Here is a 15,310-nt window from a genome sequence, read left to right on the forward strand (position 1 = left end):
TGCCCGGGACCGTCCGGCGTATCTGGCGCAGCTGGCCAGGGCGGCCCACGAGCTGGCACTGGCGATCGTACGTTCCCGGTTGCTGGTGATCGCCGCGGTCAACGGCGCGGCGGCCGGCGCTGGATTGGGGCTGGTGCTTTGCGCCGACTGGGTGCTGGTCGACGAGTCCGCTCCGCTGGTGGCCGCCTATGCCTCCATCGGGCTGAGCCCGGACACGGGGGTCTCCTATTTCCTTCCCCGGGTTCTCGGCCATCAACGGGCAGTGGAGCTGGCCCTGGGCGGGCGCAAGCTGGACGGTGAGCAGGCGGTCGACCGGGGGCTGGCCAACGAGGCGGTGTCCTCCGAAACCTTCGCGCCGCGTCTCGCGGAGCTCGAAGACGGCTTCGTGGGCGGTGCGGTGCAGGCGATCGGCCCCACCAAATCCCTGCTCCGCGCCGGCGTCGCGGAGGAACTCGAAGCCCATCTGCACGCCGAGGCTTCGAGCATTGCCCGCCTGTCGGAACACCACGATTCGGTTCGGCTGGTCAACCGATTCGCCGGCAAATAGCGCACGCTGGCCAGCGGCCGCCAGATCGCTGCGGCCTCCGCGAGCGTGGCGCTGTGCGGGCTGAAGGACTTCACGCATAGCGGGCCGTCGTAGCCCGCGAGGTCCAGGGCATGGACGAATCCGTGCCAATCGAAATGGTCAGCTCCCACGATTCCGCGGTCGTTCGCGCTGAGCTGCACATGGTTGATGTGCTCCGTGGCCCGGGCCACCGCGGCGGCAATGTCCTGCTCCTCGATATTCAGATGGTAGGTGTCCAGCCCCATGCCCAATCCGGGGCCCAGCAAGGGCTCTAGCGCGTCGAAGCACTGGTCGATGGTGTTCAGCAGCGAGGTTTCGTGACGGTTCAACGGTTCGATGGCCAGCGTGATGCCTCGCGCGGCGGCGTGCTCGACCAGTGGGGCCAACGCGGTGCGCAATTGCGCATAGGCCGCCCTGCGCTGCCCGTCGTCCAGCGCGAACAGCCTGCCCGTGGCGGTGTACAGCGGGCCGGCGACGGTGGTTGCGGCGAGCGAGGCCGCCGCGTCGATGCAGCCGCGGAGGTAGTTCTGCGTTGCCTCGACTTCTGCCCTCGGCACCCCGATGAGGTTGTGCCCCGCAGGCATCACTGCGGCAAGCACCGGGTGCAAACCCAGTTCGCCCAGCAGGTCCTTGGCCCGTTCCGGATCCCAGTCGCCGAGTTGTTCCAGTGGTAGCTCGATGGCATCGAACCCCAGCTGCGCCGCTTGGGTAGCCAAATGCGCCAAGGATTCATCGGTCAGCCTGGAGGTCCACACCCAGGTGCTCACCCCGAGTTTCCGTTGCATAGCCCTCGCCTCCTGAAATGAGCCGGCCGGTGCGACCGGCCTGTGCGTTGTCTGCCGTCGTACTTTCAGGTTACGCCCGGAAGAACGACGCGGATAGGGCGGCCGTTGACTCTCAAAAACATCTGGGTCTAGCCATCGGCAAATTCTCTATTCCGCACTGGGCAATGACCCGCTCAGCCGGGCTTGTTGGGTGAATGATTTTTTCCTTCACCGCCGATAGGTCACTTCACCTGCCGAACAATCATCTACCGGTTGCCGGGGCACAGCGCCCTTGGTGCCTATTAGTGGTCTGCGCGGCGTGAGCTCCGGTGGACGGTTGGGGGCGGGTTTGATGACTGAATGTAAAAATATTCGCCCTTGTTCCCGCACCAAATTCGTGGGTGATTCTCCGGTTGCAGCGCAACGGCAGCCCAGTCTGCAGGTGCTGGGACTGCTGGCCGGCGAGATGCTTTCCCGGAGGTTTTGACTGCCAACTTTATTTGGCGGTTAAATCGCGACACTAATTGGCGGTTCATGGAGCTCCAAGAGTGGAGCCCTCGTAGAACACCGCAACGCCGGAAACTCAATCACCAACGTTCGTACTTTTCAACGTGCTTGAAACGTCTTGCAACCCATAGTTTGTTGAGACAACACGGATAGGGTCAAACAGGCATCTAACCCAATACCATCTCCTGCAACGCGGCAAGCAACATGAAGAGGGCCACACCTGGCAGGTGCGGCCCCGTCATGTCTGGCAACTTCAGGTATTGGCGTAGGGTGCTGGACACTTATTCCAAAAGCTCTCCGACGCCACGAAGGTTTATTTCACCGAGGGTAACGATGTGCAGGTATTGTTCCGGTGCTTGCTGTTCAGCGGTGTCCCGGCTGCAATATAGGGCCGTGGGCTGTGGATTCTCCATGATCCCGAAGATTGGATTCCCATCGGCGTCCTCATCGTACGATGACAAAGTAGTATGCGTGAGATACAAAACGCAGCCATCTACCAGGTCTATGCTTTCGGCACCCTGCACCTTTCGAGCTTCCCAGCTGACTTTAGTGTCTAGATACTTTTCCTGAATCGCAAAGCATTCACGTTCACTGGCCACGATCGCAATTATTGGCTCTATGTATTCAAGATCTGGAAATGGGCTGGGTTGTTTCCCATAGACGACGTAGACCATCAGATCTTCTGAATATTTCGAGCCAAGGCGAATCTTGATTTTTGTCAGGATGCTGCTTAGAGACGGCATGGAACCCCCTTCTGTACAGGAGCGTAGGCATCAGCATAGTAAGTCTTGCCTTTGTAGACAATAGTTCCGAGAGTACGGCCTGACCATGTGGTTTTTTTCGCAGATTTGCATGACAGTGCGTGATTTGTCTGCGTGAAGACAACAGGATAGTAAGTGCCGTTATATTTATCGCCCTTTATCTTTTGGGCTGGCTGGCTAATATCCGGGCCACCTTTGATCCACCAGGCTAATCGTTTAAATCGCGCCTGTGAAGAATGCTTGATCGAAGTGACTTTCGTGGTGCAATAGGTTGTGGATTTGAAGCCACCCGTACTATAGTTCCCAGATTTTCTGGTGTGAAAACCTGCGGCAACGATCTTGCAAGGCCCATAATTCACTTTTGCCATGGCACCCACATTGAATCCGGCTTTGTGTAGTTCGTCCATCTTATCCATCTTGGCTACTGCATCGGCAGGCGATTCCGCTTCGATGTAGTTCGATTCCGTAGGGGTTTTTTCGGGGAAGAAATCTTTCGTTGAAAGGGCGTATTCCGAGGACTGCTGCACCGTGTGGGTTTCGCTAACAGGAGTTTCAACAGCCTGCGCCATCCCCGGTAATGCAGCTACCAAAGACAACGCAAGGGGTAATGCTACAAAAGTAAAATTCATCGTTATGCCTGACGCTTGTAGTTTAAACTTTTGGTTCTGGACTCAATATTTTTATTATCTTCAATAGTGTAACTTCTCGCCTAAAGTTTTTACCACAATGCACCCTACAGCAGGCTGAAAGTTCATAGTCTTCGATAAGGGCTGATTCGAGGCATCGGTCACGTCCGACTTTGCGACCTATCGAAGAAATTAGAACGCTGACAGGCGAGATCACTATTGATCCAAGCCAGGTCATTGAATTTGAGTGCCAAGGCCGCGGGGTGTGCGGTCCCTAGGAGCTTTGGCCTTTCTGGTGCTCTTGACGGCCCTGATGGCAGGCTTCCTGAGCTGACGTCACCTCGACGCGAATGCTCTCCATCTCACGGTCGATGCGTTGGGCTTCGAGATTTTGGACCGTGCCCTCGCGTTTCTCGGCGCTCACATATATAGTCCCGCTTATGGGCGCCTAAAACCGCCACTTGGAGCTGCGATTTAGCCGTCAAACGAACCCAACAGTCACAGTTATTCCACGCAGATAGTCCTATTCATCAAAGGTATTGAAGGCTTGGACTCTGATTATCGGCTGTTCCAGCAACATAAGTCCGGCGCCGAGTGCTACTGCCAGACCGACAAATAACGCTAGAATCTCCTCAGCCCACACGTTAAGGATTTCGCCGAGCTCGTTCAGTGGCGGGAAAATGCCGTTATCCCTGATGCTCTCTTCTCATAGTGACCGGCTGAACCACTGCTCAGGAAGGGCAATATGAGCAGCAGCGAGGAGAGAATCAAGAGAGCATGAATCAAATTCGAACTGCGGCTGCGAAGTACCACCTGTTTCGTGCCAAAGCCTTAGTAAGTACTTTTATCCACGCTTGAGCTTCTTCAATAGCTCTCGAAGCTCGGCAGAAACTTCAGCAGGGATCAACACATAATCACCATTGACTTGTATTTTCGCCGAACGAACGCCCTTCAAGTCGGTGATAATCCGTTTCAAACTCATCCCAGAGATCTCCTGCAAATGCCGGCCAATCGCCAACGCAGCGAACACCACGGTCAAATGAGCATCGATGGCATCCTCATCCCGATGGAACACCGGACGAGCGGAAAGGTCACTCATGGTCATACGGAATGACGCTTCAACCTGCCAGAGGTCATGATACGAATCAAGGACCTGCTGACCTTTCATCACCGACTGCTCGATATTGGTCACGTAGCCCTTGAGCCCGGCCAACATACGGGCTCGTTCAATTCTGGCCTCATCGACTTCAGGCTTCGTCCCGGTCGTTTTCACGAATCTTGCTTTACGCATCTGGCTTGTGCCTTCGGCAATGTCCATGGCGCGGCGTTCCATGAGATTGATGTTCCGATTATCAGTGACGAAACGCTTCGCAGACCATTGATAAATCACTCGGCGTTCTCGGCCTTTTGCGCCGGTGCCCATGACGCGCTTCGATTCCAGGATCTGCCCGTTGGCGAACCGGTTGCCCTTCGTGTCGAAATGTTCTTGCAGGTCATAGGGCGCTTTGGCCATACGCGAGCCAACAATGAATTTGAACCCAGCATCTTCCAAAGCGGTCAGATTCGCGGCGGAGAGCATGCCAGCATCAGCGACGACCACCATGTCGGTGATACCGTGGCGCTCCTGAAACGCTTGGACCACCGGAACGATCGTGGTGGTCTCGGCCTTGTTCCCGGCAAACATATGCATTTCCAGCGGGAACCCTGCCGGGTCCACCAGAAGCCCGACCTGGATTTGCGGGTCCACCCGGTGTTCTTTGCTCATGCCGACTTTGCGGAGGTCATCTTCCTTTTTCGACTCAAAGTGAAGGGTGGTGACGTCATACATGATCATTGCTCCGAGCCCCACGGTCTGGGTTCGATAGGTGATCATTGCTTTGGCCAGAGTGTCTTTGTAGTCCTTTTCGTGGCAGCGATGCAGGCTGCGAAAGAGGGTCCGCAAGGACGGGTGCGGTGCACAGATGTCATCGAGCACTCTGATGGTGTCTGCTTTGGATGTTGGCTCGATGAGCCTGGCGAGCACCATGGCGCGAAACCCCTCGTCATCAAGGACTTCGAACCCAAGGCGTGCGTAGGCTGCGGTGAGGATTTCCCACAGTTCAGTGGCTGGGGACGCAACGACTTTCGCGGTGCCCGTGGCGCCGGCTCGGGGTCTTCCGCGGTCAGGAATCACGTCGGGAAGTTCGGAGTTCTTGGTCCAGTCAGCGACTTCGACCAGGGATGGGGGTTCTTGTTCCACATCGCCGAAGTCGAAGGCTTGCTGCCCTGGATGCAAGCGTTGCTCGGCGGAGCGCAGCAGCAGTGCTAGTTCGGCGTCGGTGTTCGCTGAGCCGATGTGTTCCACGGAGGTGGTGGTGCGTCCGGTTTGGTCCACGATTTGCACGGCGACAGCGCCGGATGCGGTGCGGACCTTGCGGATGAATCGGGAACCCATGGGTTCAGGGTACCGGGAACCTATTTATTAGTAAGTATTTCGGTCACGAGGTGAAAACAAACCATCAGGTCATGAACCTATTGAGGTTTTCAATCACAAACCGTGGCACGAAACAGGTACCACGGTACGGCTCTATGCATTGTTGTCACCTCAATGTCGAAATGTGTTAGTTGTCTTCTTTTGCAGTTTTCCCTAGTCCCGTTGTTTCGCGGTGAGTGTGCTTCGTGCACGCATGAAAATGCTCCCTCAAAAGTGTCGACTTTTTACAGTCCAATTTTCGGGGAGCAGTTCATTTCACAGTCCAACTATCGGGGAGCATTCCACTTATAGGAGTGGATTGCACCATCTACTGATGCACAGTTCGTGCACGCGTGTATTGATTCTTACTTGAGCAGACTATTCACGAGCTGAATAGGGGTGGACTCTTCGAGGAAGAAGTACAAGTAGATTTTCAAAAGTAGGCTATCCATTTCCTCTGAAGAGATAAGACGGGCTTCGGGGGCACGAAGCGAAACCACTATGGAAGCGACATTCATGATGGCTTTATTATGCTCACCTCTGGAAAGGTTCTTGTTTCTGAAAGATTCCAGATACAGAAGAGCCAGATGGCGCAATACGTCTACATCTGCTTTGCTGTTAGTCGCAATCGTTGAATTCGTGGCACGATTCATTGCGTCAATTGCCACGTCAACTTCAGGTAACGGCAAGCACTGCTGATTCAGTTTGAGAAGAGCATGTTCTGTGAATATTGGGTCTTGATGGCCATTCGCAGAATAGTCAACCTCACTCCGCTCTCCTGGGAAATTATCCACCACAGTTGTATCGCCTCCAGCCTGAAGCGCCTGTTGCGATGTAGCCTTTGCCAGCGATGGTTACACGTCCTTGTGACACTGTATTGAATTCAGCAACATAGCCGGTTTTGCACGTGTAATCAGTTTCAACTTCGTTGTGGAACTCTGTTTCACTGGCGACAATGGTTCCGCTACCTGGAGCTCCGGCTTTCTTTTTATGGATATCTAATTCGATTCTGTGCGAAAAGGCTTGGTCGCAGCGGTTGTGCGCCCATCCGGACACATGGCTGTAGTTGCTGCTGTTCGGGGTATGGTACTCACCTGTTACTAACTTGCACCCACCAGGCAAAGCAAATGTTGTTGCTGCTTTATTCGAAGATGCTTCAGGCACATACTCGGTAGAGCTCACACTAAGAATGACTCCTCCTCCATCCTGCTCTACTCGTTCTGCAAGCAATTCCAAAGCCTGCTTCTCATCTTGGTTCAATCTGTCCACATCAACGTAGGAAACATCTACCTTGACGTTGCTGGCGTCAATCCCAAAATGCGAAATCGGCTCTACTGAGTCGGAGGGGCTATTCGTTGCTGCAATAGCTGGGGTCACCATCAAGGAAGACGCCAATAGAGCTATTGCGGCGATGGAGCCAAAGGTTTTAGATTTCAAGAGATGAAACCTTTCTTGTGTTGGAACGCTGTCTGGTCGTCGAGAGACGGTGAGGTCATCTTGGATATGAACTCAATTTTAATAGTAAAGGCAAATGTGTAAATCGTCATCTAGGTTATGACTTTTTCGGCTCTTCAGGGTTCCGGGTGTAATCGCGATCTAAAACCACCGCTATTGACTCACCCTGAAAAACTGATCAATTTCCAACCTGACGAATGAGTTCGTCCAACCTGTCATCGCGATCCTGCAAGGCTTGTTGATCATCTAGAGAACGCGTCACGATCTTCTCTTCTCCCCCGCGAAACAGCGTCGTATCGCCGACTTCGAGCCAAGCTGCATGCTCCCCCTTTCCATGGTATTTGCCTTCACAGGAGCACGTGCAGTCATTGCCTTCAGCTGTCTGACATCTCGTATCGCACTGCTCGGCCGTGCTGTAGTGCATCTCGATCAATACGAGTCCATCGCGGATAGCGACTGCTTCAGCAACGTCCGTTAGATGTTGACGTGCGATCGCCCAATACCCTTTCCAGCCCGGTTCCCCAGGAGGGGCCCCAACCCATGTCGGTCGGATGGCAGCGCCAGTTGCCGTTCTAAACAGTTCCCTGTTCGTCGGCTGTCCAGTTCGGGGAGCGCGCAAACCCCTTACCTGAATCCGACCCCTAAGTGGGCGAATAATTGTCGCAGTCATAAAGGCATATTACAGACCCACCTACTGCTCTAGCCACCGATTCCAGAAGGTGTCCGCCCCTTAGTCCAAATAATTGATTTGCGTATCCTACACTCAAAATATTTAAATATCACTACTAGTTTAAAAATCTAAATATACATATTGTGGACTTGTCACTGCATCTCAAAAGGGAAGGTAAGACAATGATCGGATTGAAGAAACGCCTCACAGGAGCCGCATTAGCGCTGGGCATTATTGCTTCGGGCGCAATCGTAGCGGCGCCTGCCGCACAAGCTGCCACCTGCGGCTATTACGCAAGCGGGGGATACAGCTACTACAACCACTGCGGTTCAGGCAATGCCTACATCCAGATTGACCAGGTTGTAGGAAACTACGAGCAGTGCGTCGGTCCAGGCACAACTCTGCTGCGGAAACAGGACGGTGGAATCTACTCAATCACCAACGCCTTCTATCTTCGCTCTTGCTAATTGTCATAGAGTGAGTAGAGAGAATCTCTACCCAATAGACAAGTAAGGTCGTTGCCAGTGCTAAAGCAGAAATACTTAATTCAGTATCTTCTCCCGCTGGCAATGACCTTACTTTTTCTGTGTCTGGCGTTATCTCGCGTGACCTACATGCCCGTAGATTTTTTTGTCTACTACGACGCGGCGCGGCAGGCTTTCACTACCGAGAATATCTACGCTCACAATATTTTCAGCGGACAGTTGCCAGATGAGGGGTTGCCGTTCGTCTACACCCCTTTCACCCTTTTACTCATCCAGCCTTTCGCTTGGCTCCCACCAATGCTGGCCTGGGTGGCCTGGACCTTCGTCATGCTTTGCGGACTCGCTTGGGCGCTGAGATTCCTCGCCCGCTCTATCAGCCAGGATCCCTCATCCAAGTTTGTTATCGCCCTGTTTCTCCTGCTGAGCGGAACGACAGTGATCGCTCAGCATCTTGCTTTCGGACAGATCAATATCCTGCTAGCTGTTGCCTGCCTCTATGATCTAGCGGCTAACAAGACACAGCGGATTTCTTGGCTCCCACGTGGCTTATTGACGGGCATTGCAGCAGGAATCAAGCTCACTCCGGCATTCTTTCTGTTTTATCTTTTGATCACTCGCCAGTTCCGAGCAGCAATGTGGATGTGTGCAGGAGGTCTGGGAACCCTGGCCATCGGCGCTGTACTCTTCCCCGTAAATACATGGCATTATCTGAGCGTGGAGATCCTGTCGCTAAGCGACAAAGTAGATCTGGGCAGCAACTTCGCAACGAGCGGGAACAATTCCATTTCCGGCGCTCTCGCATACTTTTGGCCGGATGCACCCCTAGCAGTCAAAGCCTTCTTCATCTTAGGCGTAGCCACGACAGCTCTGGCCCTTGCTTACCGCTTACACAAAGCACAGCGAACACTCGATGCAGTTCTTATAGCCGGTGCAAGCATCCAATTGCTCTCACCGGTTAGCTGGATACACCATTGGGTGTTCCTGGTGTTTATTGTCCTGCGTCTCTCCCTGAACGCCCGCACCCGGCGCTGGGGATTAACAGGACTGCTCTTTCTTCTTATGCAACCAACCGACCTCGGAGATTGGATGCTCACGTCGCTACCTGAGAATATTATTCTCACTGCGATTGGTACAGCCCTCCGCGAAGGTTTGCTCCTGCTGACGCTGGCTTTGGGAGTCGTTCTCGCTCTGCGGACTAGTTCGTTCGAAATCTCAGAAACAGGTACTTCTAATCCTGCACGACTACCCGAGGGCCAAAACAGCAAGCGATAGTCTTAGAGCGGATCAACCAGCTCAAAAACCATCGCTTGTGGGTTGATGTTTGTGCTGTAGAGATAGCCTTCAGTACAACGGCGAGGTCCAAAGTTGAACCCCTCTACCTTCCGGATATTCGCTAGGACCCATCCACCTGAATGGCCCCCCTAATAATTTTTGAATCAGCTTTCCATGATTGCGTCGATATGAGACTTCTAATGAAGTTCCAAGCTGGCTGCCCTTGATGTACAAAACCTCTTTGCGCCCCCTGCGGAAAGAACCCACAATTAGGTCAGCATCATTGGTTAGCTCTACAGCTGAACCATGAAAATTTCCCAAAGAGAGAATTACAACTGGGTACCTGTGCACTCTCTCCAAAATCCAAAGGTCAGCATCGACTTTAGAGAGTTTCCATGGTTCCTCTCGCCCCACCTGCCCCCAGTCAAGGACAGCAACTACAAGGGCCGCGGCTGATGTGCAAAATGCGCCCGCCGCCAATAAGAGCGATAACGTATATTCGTTCATTACCTTCACATGATCCTGCCTGATACTTTGCATCGGAATTGATGCTTAGCCGGAATTTTATAATTTGCTACAAAAAGCTGTGACTGTTAACCGAGAATGGCGGTTTTTTCACAGCTCGGTTTGGCGGTTTTCGCACCGTTGGCCTGGTGGATTTAATCGCTCCGCGGCATTCCGTGATCGCTTGGTCTCGCCTTCAGGGAGGATAATGCGATGCGGTTAGTCCTTGAGTGCTCGCGACCGTCTATAGAACGTTGCTCGGGACATTCCGAGATCGCGGGCAACCTGCGCGGCGGGGTCGCCGCCTTCAACCAAGCGGACAGCGCTTCTAATCTGACTGTCAGTAAGTCGGCGGGGTCGGCCGCCAAGGTCCTTTCCAGCTTCGCGCCGTTTGCTGATGGAATCGGTAACGCGTTCGCGCTTGATCTCGTGTTCCATTTGCGCGAGAGCGGCCATGATCGTGAACAACATCGAGCCCAGGGGTGTCGCGGTGTCGACGTCGCCGCCGCCGAGGTTCAGTACGCGTAGGCCCGCGCCTCTACCGCGGAGTTCGTCGGCGAGGGCAAGCATGTTCTGTGTGGATCTTCCAAGCCGGTCCAGTGTCGTGATGACGAGGGTGTCGCCGTCGATCAGCGCGTCGAGTGCCCGATCGAACTGGGGTCGTGATGCTCGCGCCCCAGACACACCGTGATCAACGTAGAGGTCATCGCGGCGGACGCCGGCGGCCATAAGATCCACCTGCTGCCGGTCGGTGGACTGCTGCCGCGTCGAAACACGTGCGTAGCCGATCAGTTTCGTCATAGGCTGCTCCGACGTGTCTCGTAACTAACGGTGAATACACCGATTCAATCAGAAGCTTTCGAGACATAGTTACGAGACTCGCCAGCCGTGCACGAACTCGTTCGATTCCACGAAAATTAGGGCCCTGCCGGTCGTCGAGGTCGTTCAGTCGATGAGACGCCTCATATCCCAAGGGTTGTGAGACGTTGTATGCACTTCCGGTACATCGACCGGCACTACCAATGTGAGCTTCCGAAGTCGTCTGCACGGAATGTTCGAACCGCACTTGGCCAGCGTGTGGTCATGGAGTCGTCGACTCAGGATCGCTTCCCAGGTCTGAGGGCGACCCATAGCGCGCACCGCCGGCAAATGTAGGCAGGTTCTGTACCCAGGGGGTGGAGCTTCTTCCGATGCATTGTGCGCCCGCAGCAGGAGCATTGGCGGACAGTGTCAGAACCCAGAAGTTCTATTTTCATGCCGTCTTCGTTCTTTCCGGGATTGGGCTCCAGTGCGTGAGGTTGGCTCAGATGTAGCTGCAGATTTGTTCCGCGTCACAGCACTCCGGGTCGGCTGCCTCGGCGGTTGAGTATTGTTCGGCCACGGTTGCCCGCAGTGCGGTGAGCTCTGCGATTTTCCGGTCCAGGTCTGTAAGTTGTTTTCCCAGGACGTCCCGTACGTGGGTGCAAGGCGTCAGGCCGTTATCGCGGATCCGCATAATGCCTTGGATCTGCTGCAAGGTCAGCCCCGCTATCTGGCTGCGTTGGATGAATTCAAGGCGACTGAGGGTCTCGTGTCCGTAGTCACGATAGCCGTTGGCCGAACGTTCAGCCGGCGGGAGCAGGCCCCGGTCCTCATAGAACCTGATCGTCTTGGCTGTCATGCCGACAGCGGCAGCGGCTTCACCGATTCGCATTTCGGGTCCTCTTCTCGTTCCGAAAACGCAGCTAACCCTTCCATTGTACTGGAAGGTTTTGCATCGGCATCGCAAACAATTAGGGCCCGTTGTCGGCTTGACCTTCCCCCATGGTGGAAGGTCAATGATGGTTTGAGACCGAATACCAGCGTCCCGCTTCTTGCCAGGTATCCCCGCGAGGGCGGGCAAGAAAACCGGACAGAGAAAGGGATGATCATGTCAGTAAAGGCGAAGGGCCGGGAGCGTCCGGGCCTGGTGCTTGCGGCGGGGGCTTTGCTGTCCTCCCTTGGTGCTGTGACGGCTCTCCTGGTGTGCTGTTGGGTGCCCGTTTTGGCAGGTGCAGCCGGTTTTCTGACTGCAGCCGGGCCGATGGCCGGCAACATTTGGATCATTGCCGCTGGAGCCCTTGCCACGGCGGTCCTGCTTATGCGCCCGCCCGGTACGCCTGCAGCTAACGGAGCGGGGTCAAAGGCATGACAGGCGTTTTAGGTCTTGCCTTTCTGACCGGGATGCTTGCCACAGTCAATCCGTGCGGGTTCGCGATGCTGCCGACCTATCTGGCGTACTTCATCGGTTCCGGACCCGGCGCGGGACGGAAGCGGCCGCTGCTTGCAGGTCTTCGGGCCGGGGTTGCCCTCAGCGCCGGTTTCGCTGCTGTCTTTGTTACGGCCGGCCTGCTCGCCGCTGTGGGTCTGCGGTCGGTGGCGTCGGCGCTGCCCTGGGCCGCGGCGCTGATCGGAGCAGTCATTGTGGCCGCCGGCCTTGGCATGGTGTTCGGATGGCAACTGCCCGGGACGAGGTTGAACCTGCCCCGGATTCTGAAGAGGGACGGAACCGGTTCGGGGTTAAGGGCGGTCTTTGGCTACGGGGTCGCGTATGCGGTGGCCGCACTCTCCTGCAGCCTGGCCCTGCTGCTGGCTGTCGTCGCCCAGGCCGTGTCCACCGGAAGCCTGGCCGGGCTGCTGGCGGTCTTCGCCGCCTACGCCCTGGGCTCCTCGGTGGTGCTGGTTCTTCTGTCCCTCGGTGCAGCGGTAGCGCGGAACGCCATGGCACGCCACGTCCGAAAGCTGCTGCCCTTTGTTAACCGTCTCGGCGGAGCCGCGCTTGTCCTTGCGGGCATCTACCTGCTGCTCTACTGGGTGCCCGCACTGTCCGGCGGGCAGGCCGGGGGGATCATGAGCGGGGCAGTCACCGCAGCCAGCGCAGCGCTGTCCGGGTTCATCTCGGGCAACTGGCCGATCATCACCTTCACCGCGGTGGCCGCTGTCCTCGCCGCCGTGGCCCTGTCCCTGCGGCGCCGCAGCAAAAGCAAGGCAGAGGACAACAGCAGGCCCGCGGACGGGACTGAGAGCAGGGAGAACACCGAAGCGTGCTGCAACCCCGCACCCCACCTCCCCGAGACCGCGCCAGGGCGCAACAACGAGCAAGGAAACCCATGACAAAGACCAGAAACCACCGGCGGATCTTCACCATTACTGCCGTCATAGCCGCCGCGGCGCTCATCCTGATTCTGGCCATCACGGCACTGAACCGCGGGAGCGAAACTAATCCAGCCACCGGGTCCGCTGGTGGAAACACTGTGGACAGGATCGAGGTCACGTCCGTGGACGGCAAAGCCCTCACCGTCCCCTCCACCCGCCCGACAGTGCTGTTCTTCATGGCGAGCTGGTGCTATACCTGCGTTCCACAGGCAGAAGCGATGAAGGAACTGGAACAGGAGTATGCCGGTAAGGCAGACTTCGTCGCCGTGGACGTGACGCCGGAGAACACCCAAACCGAGGTGGACCAGTTCCGTGAACTGGCCGGAAATCCCGGATACCCCTTCGTTGTGGACCGGACCGGGGAGCTCACCCAAAAGTACGCGGTCACATCCCTGGACAGCACCGTCGTCGTCGCACCCGACGGAGACATTCTGGGCCGGGCTGACTCCCGGCCCATGAAGGCCGATGCCCTGAAGGCATTTCTTGCCACAACACTTCCCTAGCACGCCTAACTCTTTACTCCGGGTCTTGACCTTCCTGTGCAGGGGAAGGTGCAGACTGGGGACAGTACCCACCAGAAGAACACCACGGGGTGTTCATCAAACTCCATGGAGGACCAATGCCTGAGGCAGCACCGGATTTTGATTTGGCCGTGATCGGTTCCGGTGGCGGTGCCTTCGCCGCCGCCATCCGGGCCACCAACCTGGGCAAGCGGGTGGTCATGATCGAACGTTCCACGGTGGGCGGGACCTGCGTGAACACCGGGTGTGTTCCGTCCAAGGCGCTGCTGGCCGCCGCCGAGGCCCGTCATGTCGCGTTGGACGGGACTGGAAGGTTCCCCGGGATCAGCACCTCGGCCGCCCCGGTGGACATGGGTGCACTCATTGACGGGAAACGCTCCCTGGTTGAGGGCATGCGCTCGGATAAGTACGTGGATCTGGCCGCAGACTACGGATGGGATCTGCGTCAGGGGACCGCGGTGTTCGCCGGCACCCCGGAGGAACCGGTCCTGGAAATCACCGGGGCTGACGGCGCCCGCGATTCCCTGACTGCTGCCCATTACCTGATTGCGACCGGTTCGGCCCCGTGGGCACCGCCGGTGCCGGGACTGGATGAGGTCAATTACCTGACCTCATCCACGGCCATGGAACTGGACGAGGTGCCCGAGTCCCTGATCGTCTTCGGCGGCGGGTACGTGGCGCTGGAACAGGCGCAGCTTTTCGCCCGGCTGGGATCGAAAGTGACGATGCTGGTCCGTTCCCGGCTGGCCTCGCAGGAGGAACCGGAAGCGGCCCGGGCCCTGATGGGCGTCTTCGCCGATGAGGGTATCCGCGTGGTCCGCCGCGCGGCCGTGACGTCGGTCCTGGCGGATTCGGGCAGTGCAGAGATCGTTGTGACTGCAACGGTGGCTGGGGGCCAGGAGGAATACCGTGCCGCGAAGCTGCTGGTGGCCACCGGACGCCGCGCCGTTACTGACGGGTTGAACCTGGACGCCGTCGGCGTTAAAACCGGCGACGCCGGCCAGATCCTGGTCGAAAATACGTTGGCCAGCTCCAACCCAAGGATCTGGGCAGCAGGGGATGTTACCGGGCACCGGGAATTCGTCTACGTCGCCTCCGCCCACGGAACCCTCATGGTGGAGAACGCCTTCAACAACGCCGGCCGCGAGGTCGACTACCGGCACCTGCCCCGGGTGACGTTCACCAGCCCGGCCCTGGCCGCGGTGGGCATGACCGACAAGGAAGCCACCCAAGCTGGCATCCGGTGTGAATGCCGGGTCCTGCCCCTGGAATACGTTCCACGGGCACTGGTGAACCGGGACACCCGTGGGTTCATCAAAATCGTCGCCGACAACAGCACCGGCCGCATCGTCGGGATCACCGCCGTCGGCAAGGAAGCCGGAGACCTAGCCGCTGCCGGGGTGTACATCCTCGAGGCAGGGATGACCGTGGACCAGGTCGCGAACCTTTGGTCCCCGTATCTGACGATGGCCGAAGGGATCAAAATCGCCGCGCAGTCCTTCACCACCGACGTCTCCAAACTCTCCTGCTGCGCCTCCTGACCACGGCAGCTCC

Annotated in this window: 17 protein-coding genes and 1 pseudogene; 7 read left to right on the forward strand and 11 right to left on the reverse strand. The window is 56.8% G+C overall.

Annotation, left to right across the window (positions count from 1 at the left end):
- The coding region (locus ACT3UQ_RS17110; RefSeq protein WP_444637588.1) for an enoyl-CoA hydratase/isomerase family protein at positions 1–547 on the forward strand (547 nt) is incomplete at its 5' end.
- Between the two features lie 89 nt (positions 548–636).
- Here the strand turns inward: ACT3UQ_RS17110 and ACT3UQ_RS17115 are convergent.
- A pseudogene (locus ACT3UQ_RS17115) lies at positions 637–1,290 on the reverse strand (sugar phosphate isomerase/epimerase family protein); the annotation flags it as partial.
- On the opposite strand from ACT3UQ_RS17115, the gene ACT3UQ_RS17120 reads away from it, so the two are divergent.
- Positions 1,244–1,366 (forward strand): hypothetical protein, encoded by a 123-nt coding sequence (locus ACT3UQ_RS17120; RefSeq protein ID WP_444637606.1) that lies wholly within the window; start codon positions 1,244–1,246, stop codon positions 1,364–1,366. The pseudogene ACT3UQ_RS17115 and the gene ACT3UQ_RS17120 overlap by 47 nt on opposite strands.
- 751 nt (positions 1,367–2,117) lie before the next feature.
- On the opposite strand, the gene ACT3UQ_RS17125 is transcribed toward ACT3UQ_RS17120, so the two are convergent.
- The 7 genes from ACT3UQ_RS17125 to ACT3UQ_RS17155 all read right to left on the reverse strand — a co-directional run bounded on the left by ACT3UQ_RS17125 (position 2,118) and on the right by ACT3UQ_RS17155 (position 7,563).
- The gene (locus ACT3UQ_RS17125) at positions 2,118–2,579 is read right to left on the reverse strand and encodes a hypothetical protein (protein WP_444637589.1); all 462 of its coding nucleotides are present in this window, start codon (positions 2,577–2,579) and stop codon (positions 2,118–2,120) included.
- Positions 2,567–3,226 (reverse strand): hypothetical protein, encoded by a 660-nt coding sequence (locus ACT3UQ_RS17130; protein ID WP_146112438.1) that lies wholly within the window; start codon positions 3,224–3,226, stop codon positions 2,567–2,569. The genes ACT3UQ_RS17125 and ACT3UQ_RS17130 overlap by 13 nt, the downstream gene beginning before the upstream one ends.
- A gap of 271 nt (positions 3,227–3,497) precedes the next feature.
- A complete protein-coding gene (locus tag ACT3UQ_RS17135) occupies positions 3,498–3,647 on the reverse strand; it encodes a hypothetical protein (RefSeq protein WP_181148222.1) in 150 nt (49 codons plus the stop codon).
- 420 nt (positions 3,648–4,067) lie between these two features.
- Positions 4,068–5,657 carry an IS1634 family transposase gene (locus ACT3UQ_RS17140; protein WP_444637590.1) on the reverse strand — a complete coding sequence of 530 codons (1,590 nt, stop codon included), beginning with the start codon at positions 5,655–5,657 and terminating at the stop codon, positions 4,068–4,070.
- Between the two features lie 383 nt (positions 5,658–6,040).
- Positions 6,041–6,469 carry a hypothetical protein gene (locus ACT3UQ_RS17145; RefSeq protein WP_128471010.1) on the reverse strand — a complete coding sequence of 143 codons (429 nt, stop codon included), beginning with the start codon at positions 6,467–6,469 and terminating at the stop codon, positions 6,041–6,043.
- Positions 6,462–7,112 carry a hypothetical protein gene (locus tag ACT3UQ_RS17150; protein ID WP_444618990.1) on the reverse strand — a complete coding sequence of 217 codons (651 nt, stop codon included), beginning with the start codon at positions 7,110–7,112 and terminating at the stop codon, positions 6,462–6,464. Before ACT3UQ_RS17150 ends, ACT3UQ_RS17145 begins: the two co-directional genes overlap by 8 nt.
- A gap of 196 nt (positions 7,113–7,308) precedes the next feature.
- Positions 7,309–7,563: a hypothetical protein gene (locus tag ACT3UQ_RS17155; protein ID WP_444618988.1), complete on the reverse strand. Its 255-nt coding sequence runs from the start codon at positions 7,561–7,563 to the stop codon at positions 7,309–7,311.
- Positions 7,564–7,982: 419 nt separating this feature from the next.
- Between ACT3UQ_RS17155 and ACT3UQ_RS17160 the strand changes: the two genes are divergently transcribed.
- Entirely contained in the window at positions 7,983–8,267 is a 285-nt protein-coding gene (locus tag ACT3UQ_RS17160) for a DUF6355 family natural product biosynthesis protein (protein WP_096288825.1), read from the forward strand.
- A gap of 57 nt (positions 8,268–8,324) precedes the next feature.
- Positions 8,325–9,557: a glycosyltransferase 87 family protein gene (locus ACT3UQ_RS17165; RefSeq protein ID WP_444618986.1), complete on the forward strand. Its 1,233-nt coding sequence runs from the start codon at positions 8,325–8,327 to the stop codon at positions 9,555–9,557.
- Positions 9,558–9,626: 69 nt separating this feature from the next.
- Here the strand turns inward: ACT3UQ_RS17165 and ACT3UQ_RS17170 are convergent, their stop codons facing one another.
- The 3 genes from ACT3UQ_RS17170 to ACT3UQ_RS17180 all read right to left on the reverse strand — a co-directional run bounded on the left by ACT3UQ_RS17170 (position 9,627) and on the right by ACT3UQ_RS17180 (position 11,754).
- Positions 9,627–10,064 (reverse strand): hypothetical protein, encoded by a 438-nt coding sequence (locus ACT3UQ_RS17170; protein WP_444637591.1) that lies wholly within the window; start codon positions 10,062–10,064, stop codon positions 9,627–9,629.
- 216 nt (positions 10,065–10,280) lie between these two features.
- Positions 10,281–10,862, reverse strand: coding sequence for a recombinase family protein (locus ACT3UQ_RS17175; protein ID WP_105649886.1), 582 nt, complete (start codon positions 10,860–10,862; stop codon positions 10,281–10,283).
- 502 nt (positions 10,863–11,364) lie between these two features.
- Positions 11,365–11,754: a heavy metal-responsive transcriptional regulator gene (locus ACT3UQ_RS17180; RefSeq protein ID WP_105649887.1), complete on the reverse strand. Its 390-nt coding sequence runs from the start codon at positions 11,752–11,754 to the stop codon at positions 11,365–11,367.
- A 473-nt stretch (positions 11,755–12,227) separates the two neighbouring features.
- Between ACT3UQ_RS17180 and ACT3UQ_RS17185 the strand changes: the two genes are divergently transcribed.
- The 3 genes from ACT3UQ_RS17185 to merA all read left to right on the forward strand — a co-directional run bounded on the left by ACT3UQ_RS17185 (position 12,228) and on the right by merA (position 15,297).
- The gene (locus ACT3UQ_RS17185; protein ID WP_444637592.1) at positions 12,228–13,193 is read left to right on the forward strand and encodes a cytochrome c biogenesis CcdA family protein; all 966 of its coding nucleotides are present in this window, start codon (positions 12,228–12,230) and stop codon (positions 13,191–13,193) included.
- A complete protein-coding gene (locus tag ACT3UQ_RS17190; RefSeq protein ID WP_105649890.1) occupies positions 13,190–13,738 on the forward strand; it encodes a TlpA family protein disulfide reductase in 549 nt (182 codons plus the stop codon). The genes ACT3UQ_RS17185 and ACT3UQ_RS17190 overlap by 4 nt, the downstream gene beginning before the upstream one ends.
- A 116-nt stretch (positions 13,739–13,854) precedes the next feature.
- Positions 13,855–15,297 carry a mercury(II) reductase gene (gene merA, locus ACT3UQ_RS17195; RefSeq protein WP_105649891.1) on the forward strand — a complete coding sequence of 481 codons (1,443 nt, stop codon included), beginning with the start codon at positions 13,855–13,857 and terminating at the stop codon, positions 15,295–15,297.
- Positions 15,298–15,310 lie beyond the last annotated feature (13 nt).

This window comes from Glutamicibacter sp. AOP12-B1-11, assembly GCF_052379245.1.
Taxonomy (GTDB): domain Bacteria; phylum Actinomycetota; class Actinomycetes; order Actinomycetales; family Micrococcaceae; genus Glutamicibacter.

Excerpts from the sequence above, each read along its gene's own strand:
- ACT3UQ_RS17170 (WP_444637591.1), bottom strand. The coding sequence starts at position 10,064 with ATGAACGAATATACGTTATCGCTCTTATTGGCGGCGGGCGCATTTTGC.
- ACT3UQ_RS17120 (WP_444637606.1), top strand. The coding sequence starts at position 1,244 with ATGGCATCGAACCCCAGCTGCGCCGCTTGGGTAGCCAAATGCGCCAAG.
- ACT3UQ_RS17175 (WP_105649886.1), bottom strand. The coding sequence starts at position 10,862 with ATGACGAAACTGATCGGCTACGCACGTGTTTCGACGCGGCAGCAGTCC.
- ACT3UQ_RS17180 (WP_105649887.1), bottom strand. The coding sequence starts at position 11,754 with ATGCGAATCGGTGAAGCCGCTGCCGCTGTCGGCATGACAGCCAAGACG.
- ACT3UQ_RS17140 (WP_444637590.1), bottom strand. The coding sequence starts at position 5,657 with ATGGGTTCCCGATTCATCCGCAAGGTCCGCACCGCATCCGGCGCTGTC.
- ACT3UQ_RS17185 (WP_444637592.1), top strand. The coding sequence starts at position 12,228 with ATGACAGGCGTTTTAGGTCTTGCCTTTCTGACCGGGATGCTTGCCACA.
- ACT3UQ_RS17190 (WP_105649890.1), top strand. The coding sequence starts at position 13,190 with ATGACAAAGACCAGAAACCACCGGCGGATCTTCACCATTACTGCCGTC.
- ACT3UQ_RS17125 (WP_444637589.1), bottom strand. The coding sequence starts at position 2,579 with ATGCCGTCTCTAAGCAGCATCCTGACAAAAATCAAGATTCGCCTTGGC.
- ACT3UQ_RS17130 (WP_146112438.1), bottom strand. The coding sequence starts at position 3,226 with ATGAATTTTACTTTTGTAGCATTACCCCTTGCGTTGTCTTTGGTAGCT.
- merA (WP_105649891.1), top strand. The coding sequence starts at position 13,855 with ATGCCTGAGGCAGCACCGGATTTTGATTTGGCCGTGATCGGTTCCGGT.
- ACT3UQ_RS17160 (WP_096288825.1), top strand. The coding sequence starts at position 7,983 with ATGATCGGATTGAAGAAACGCCTCACAGGAGCCGCATTAGCGCTGGGC.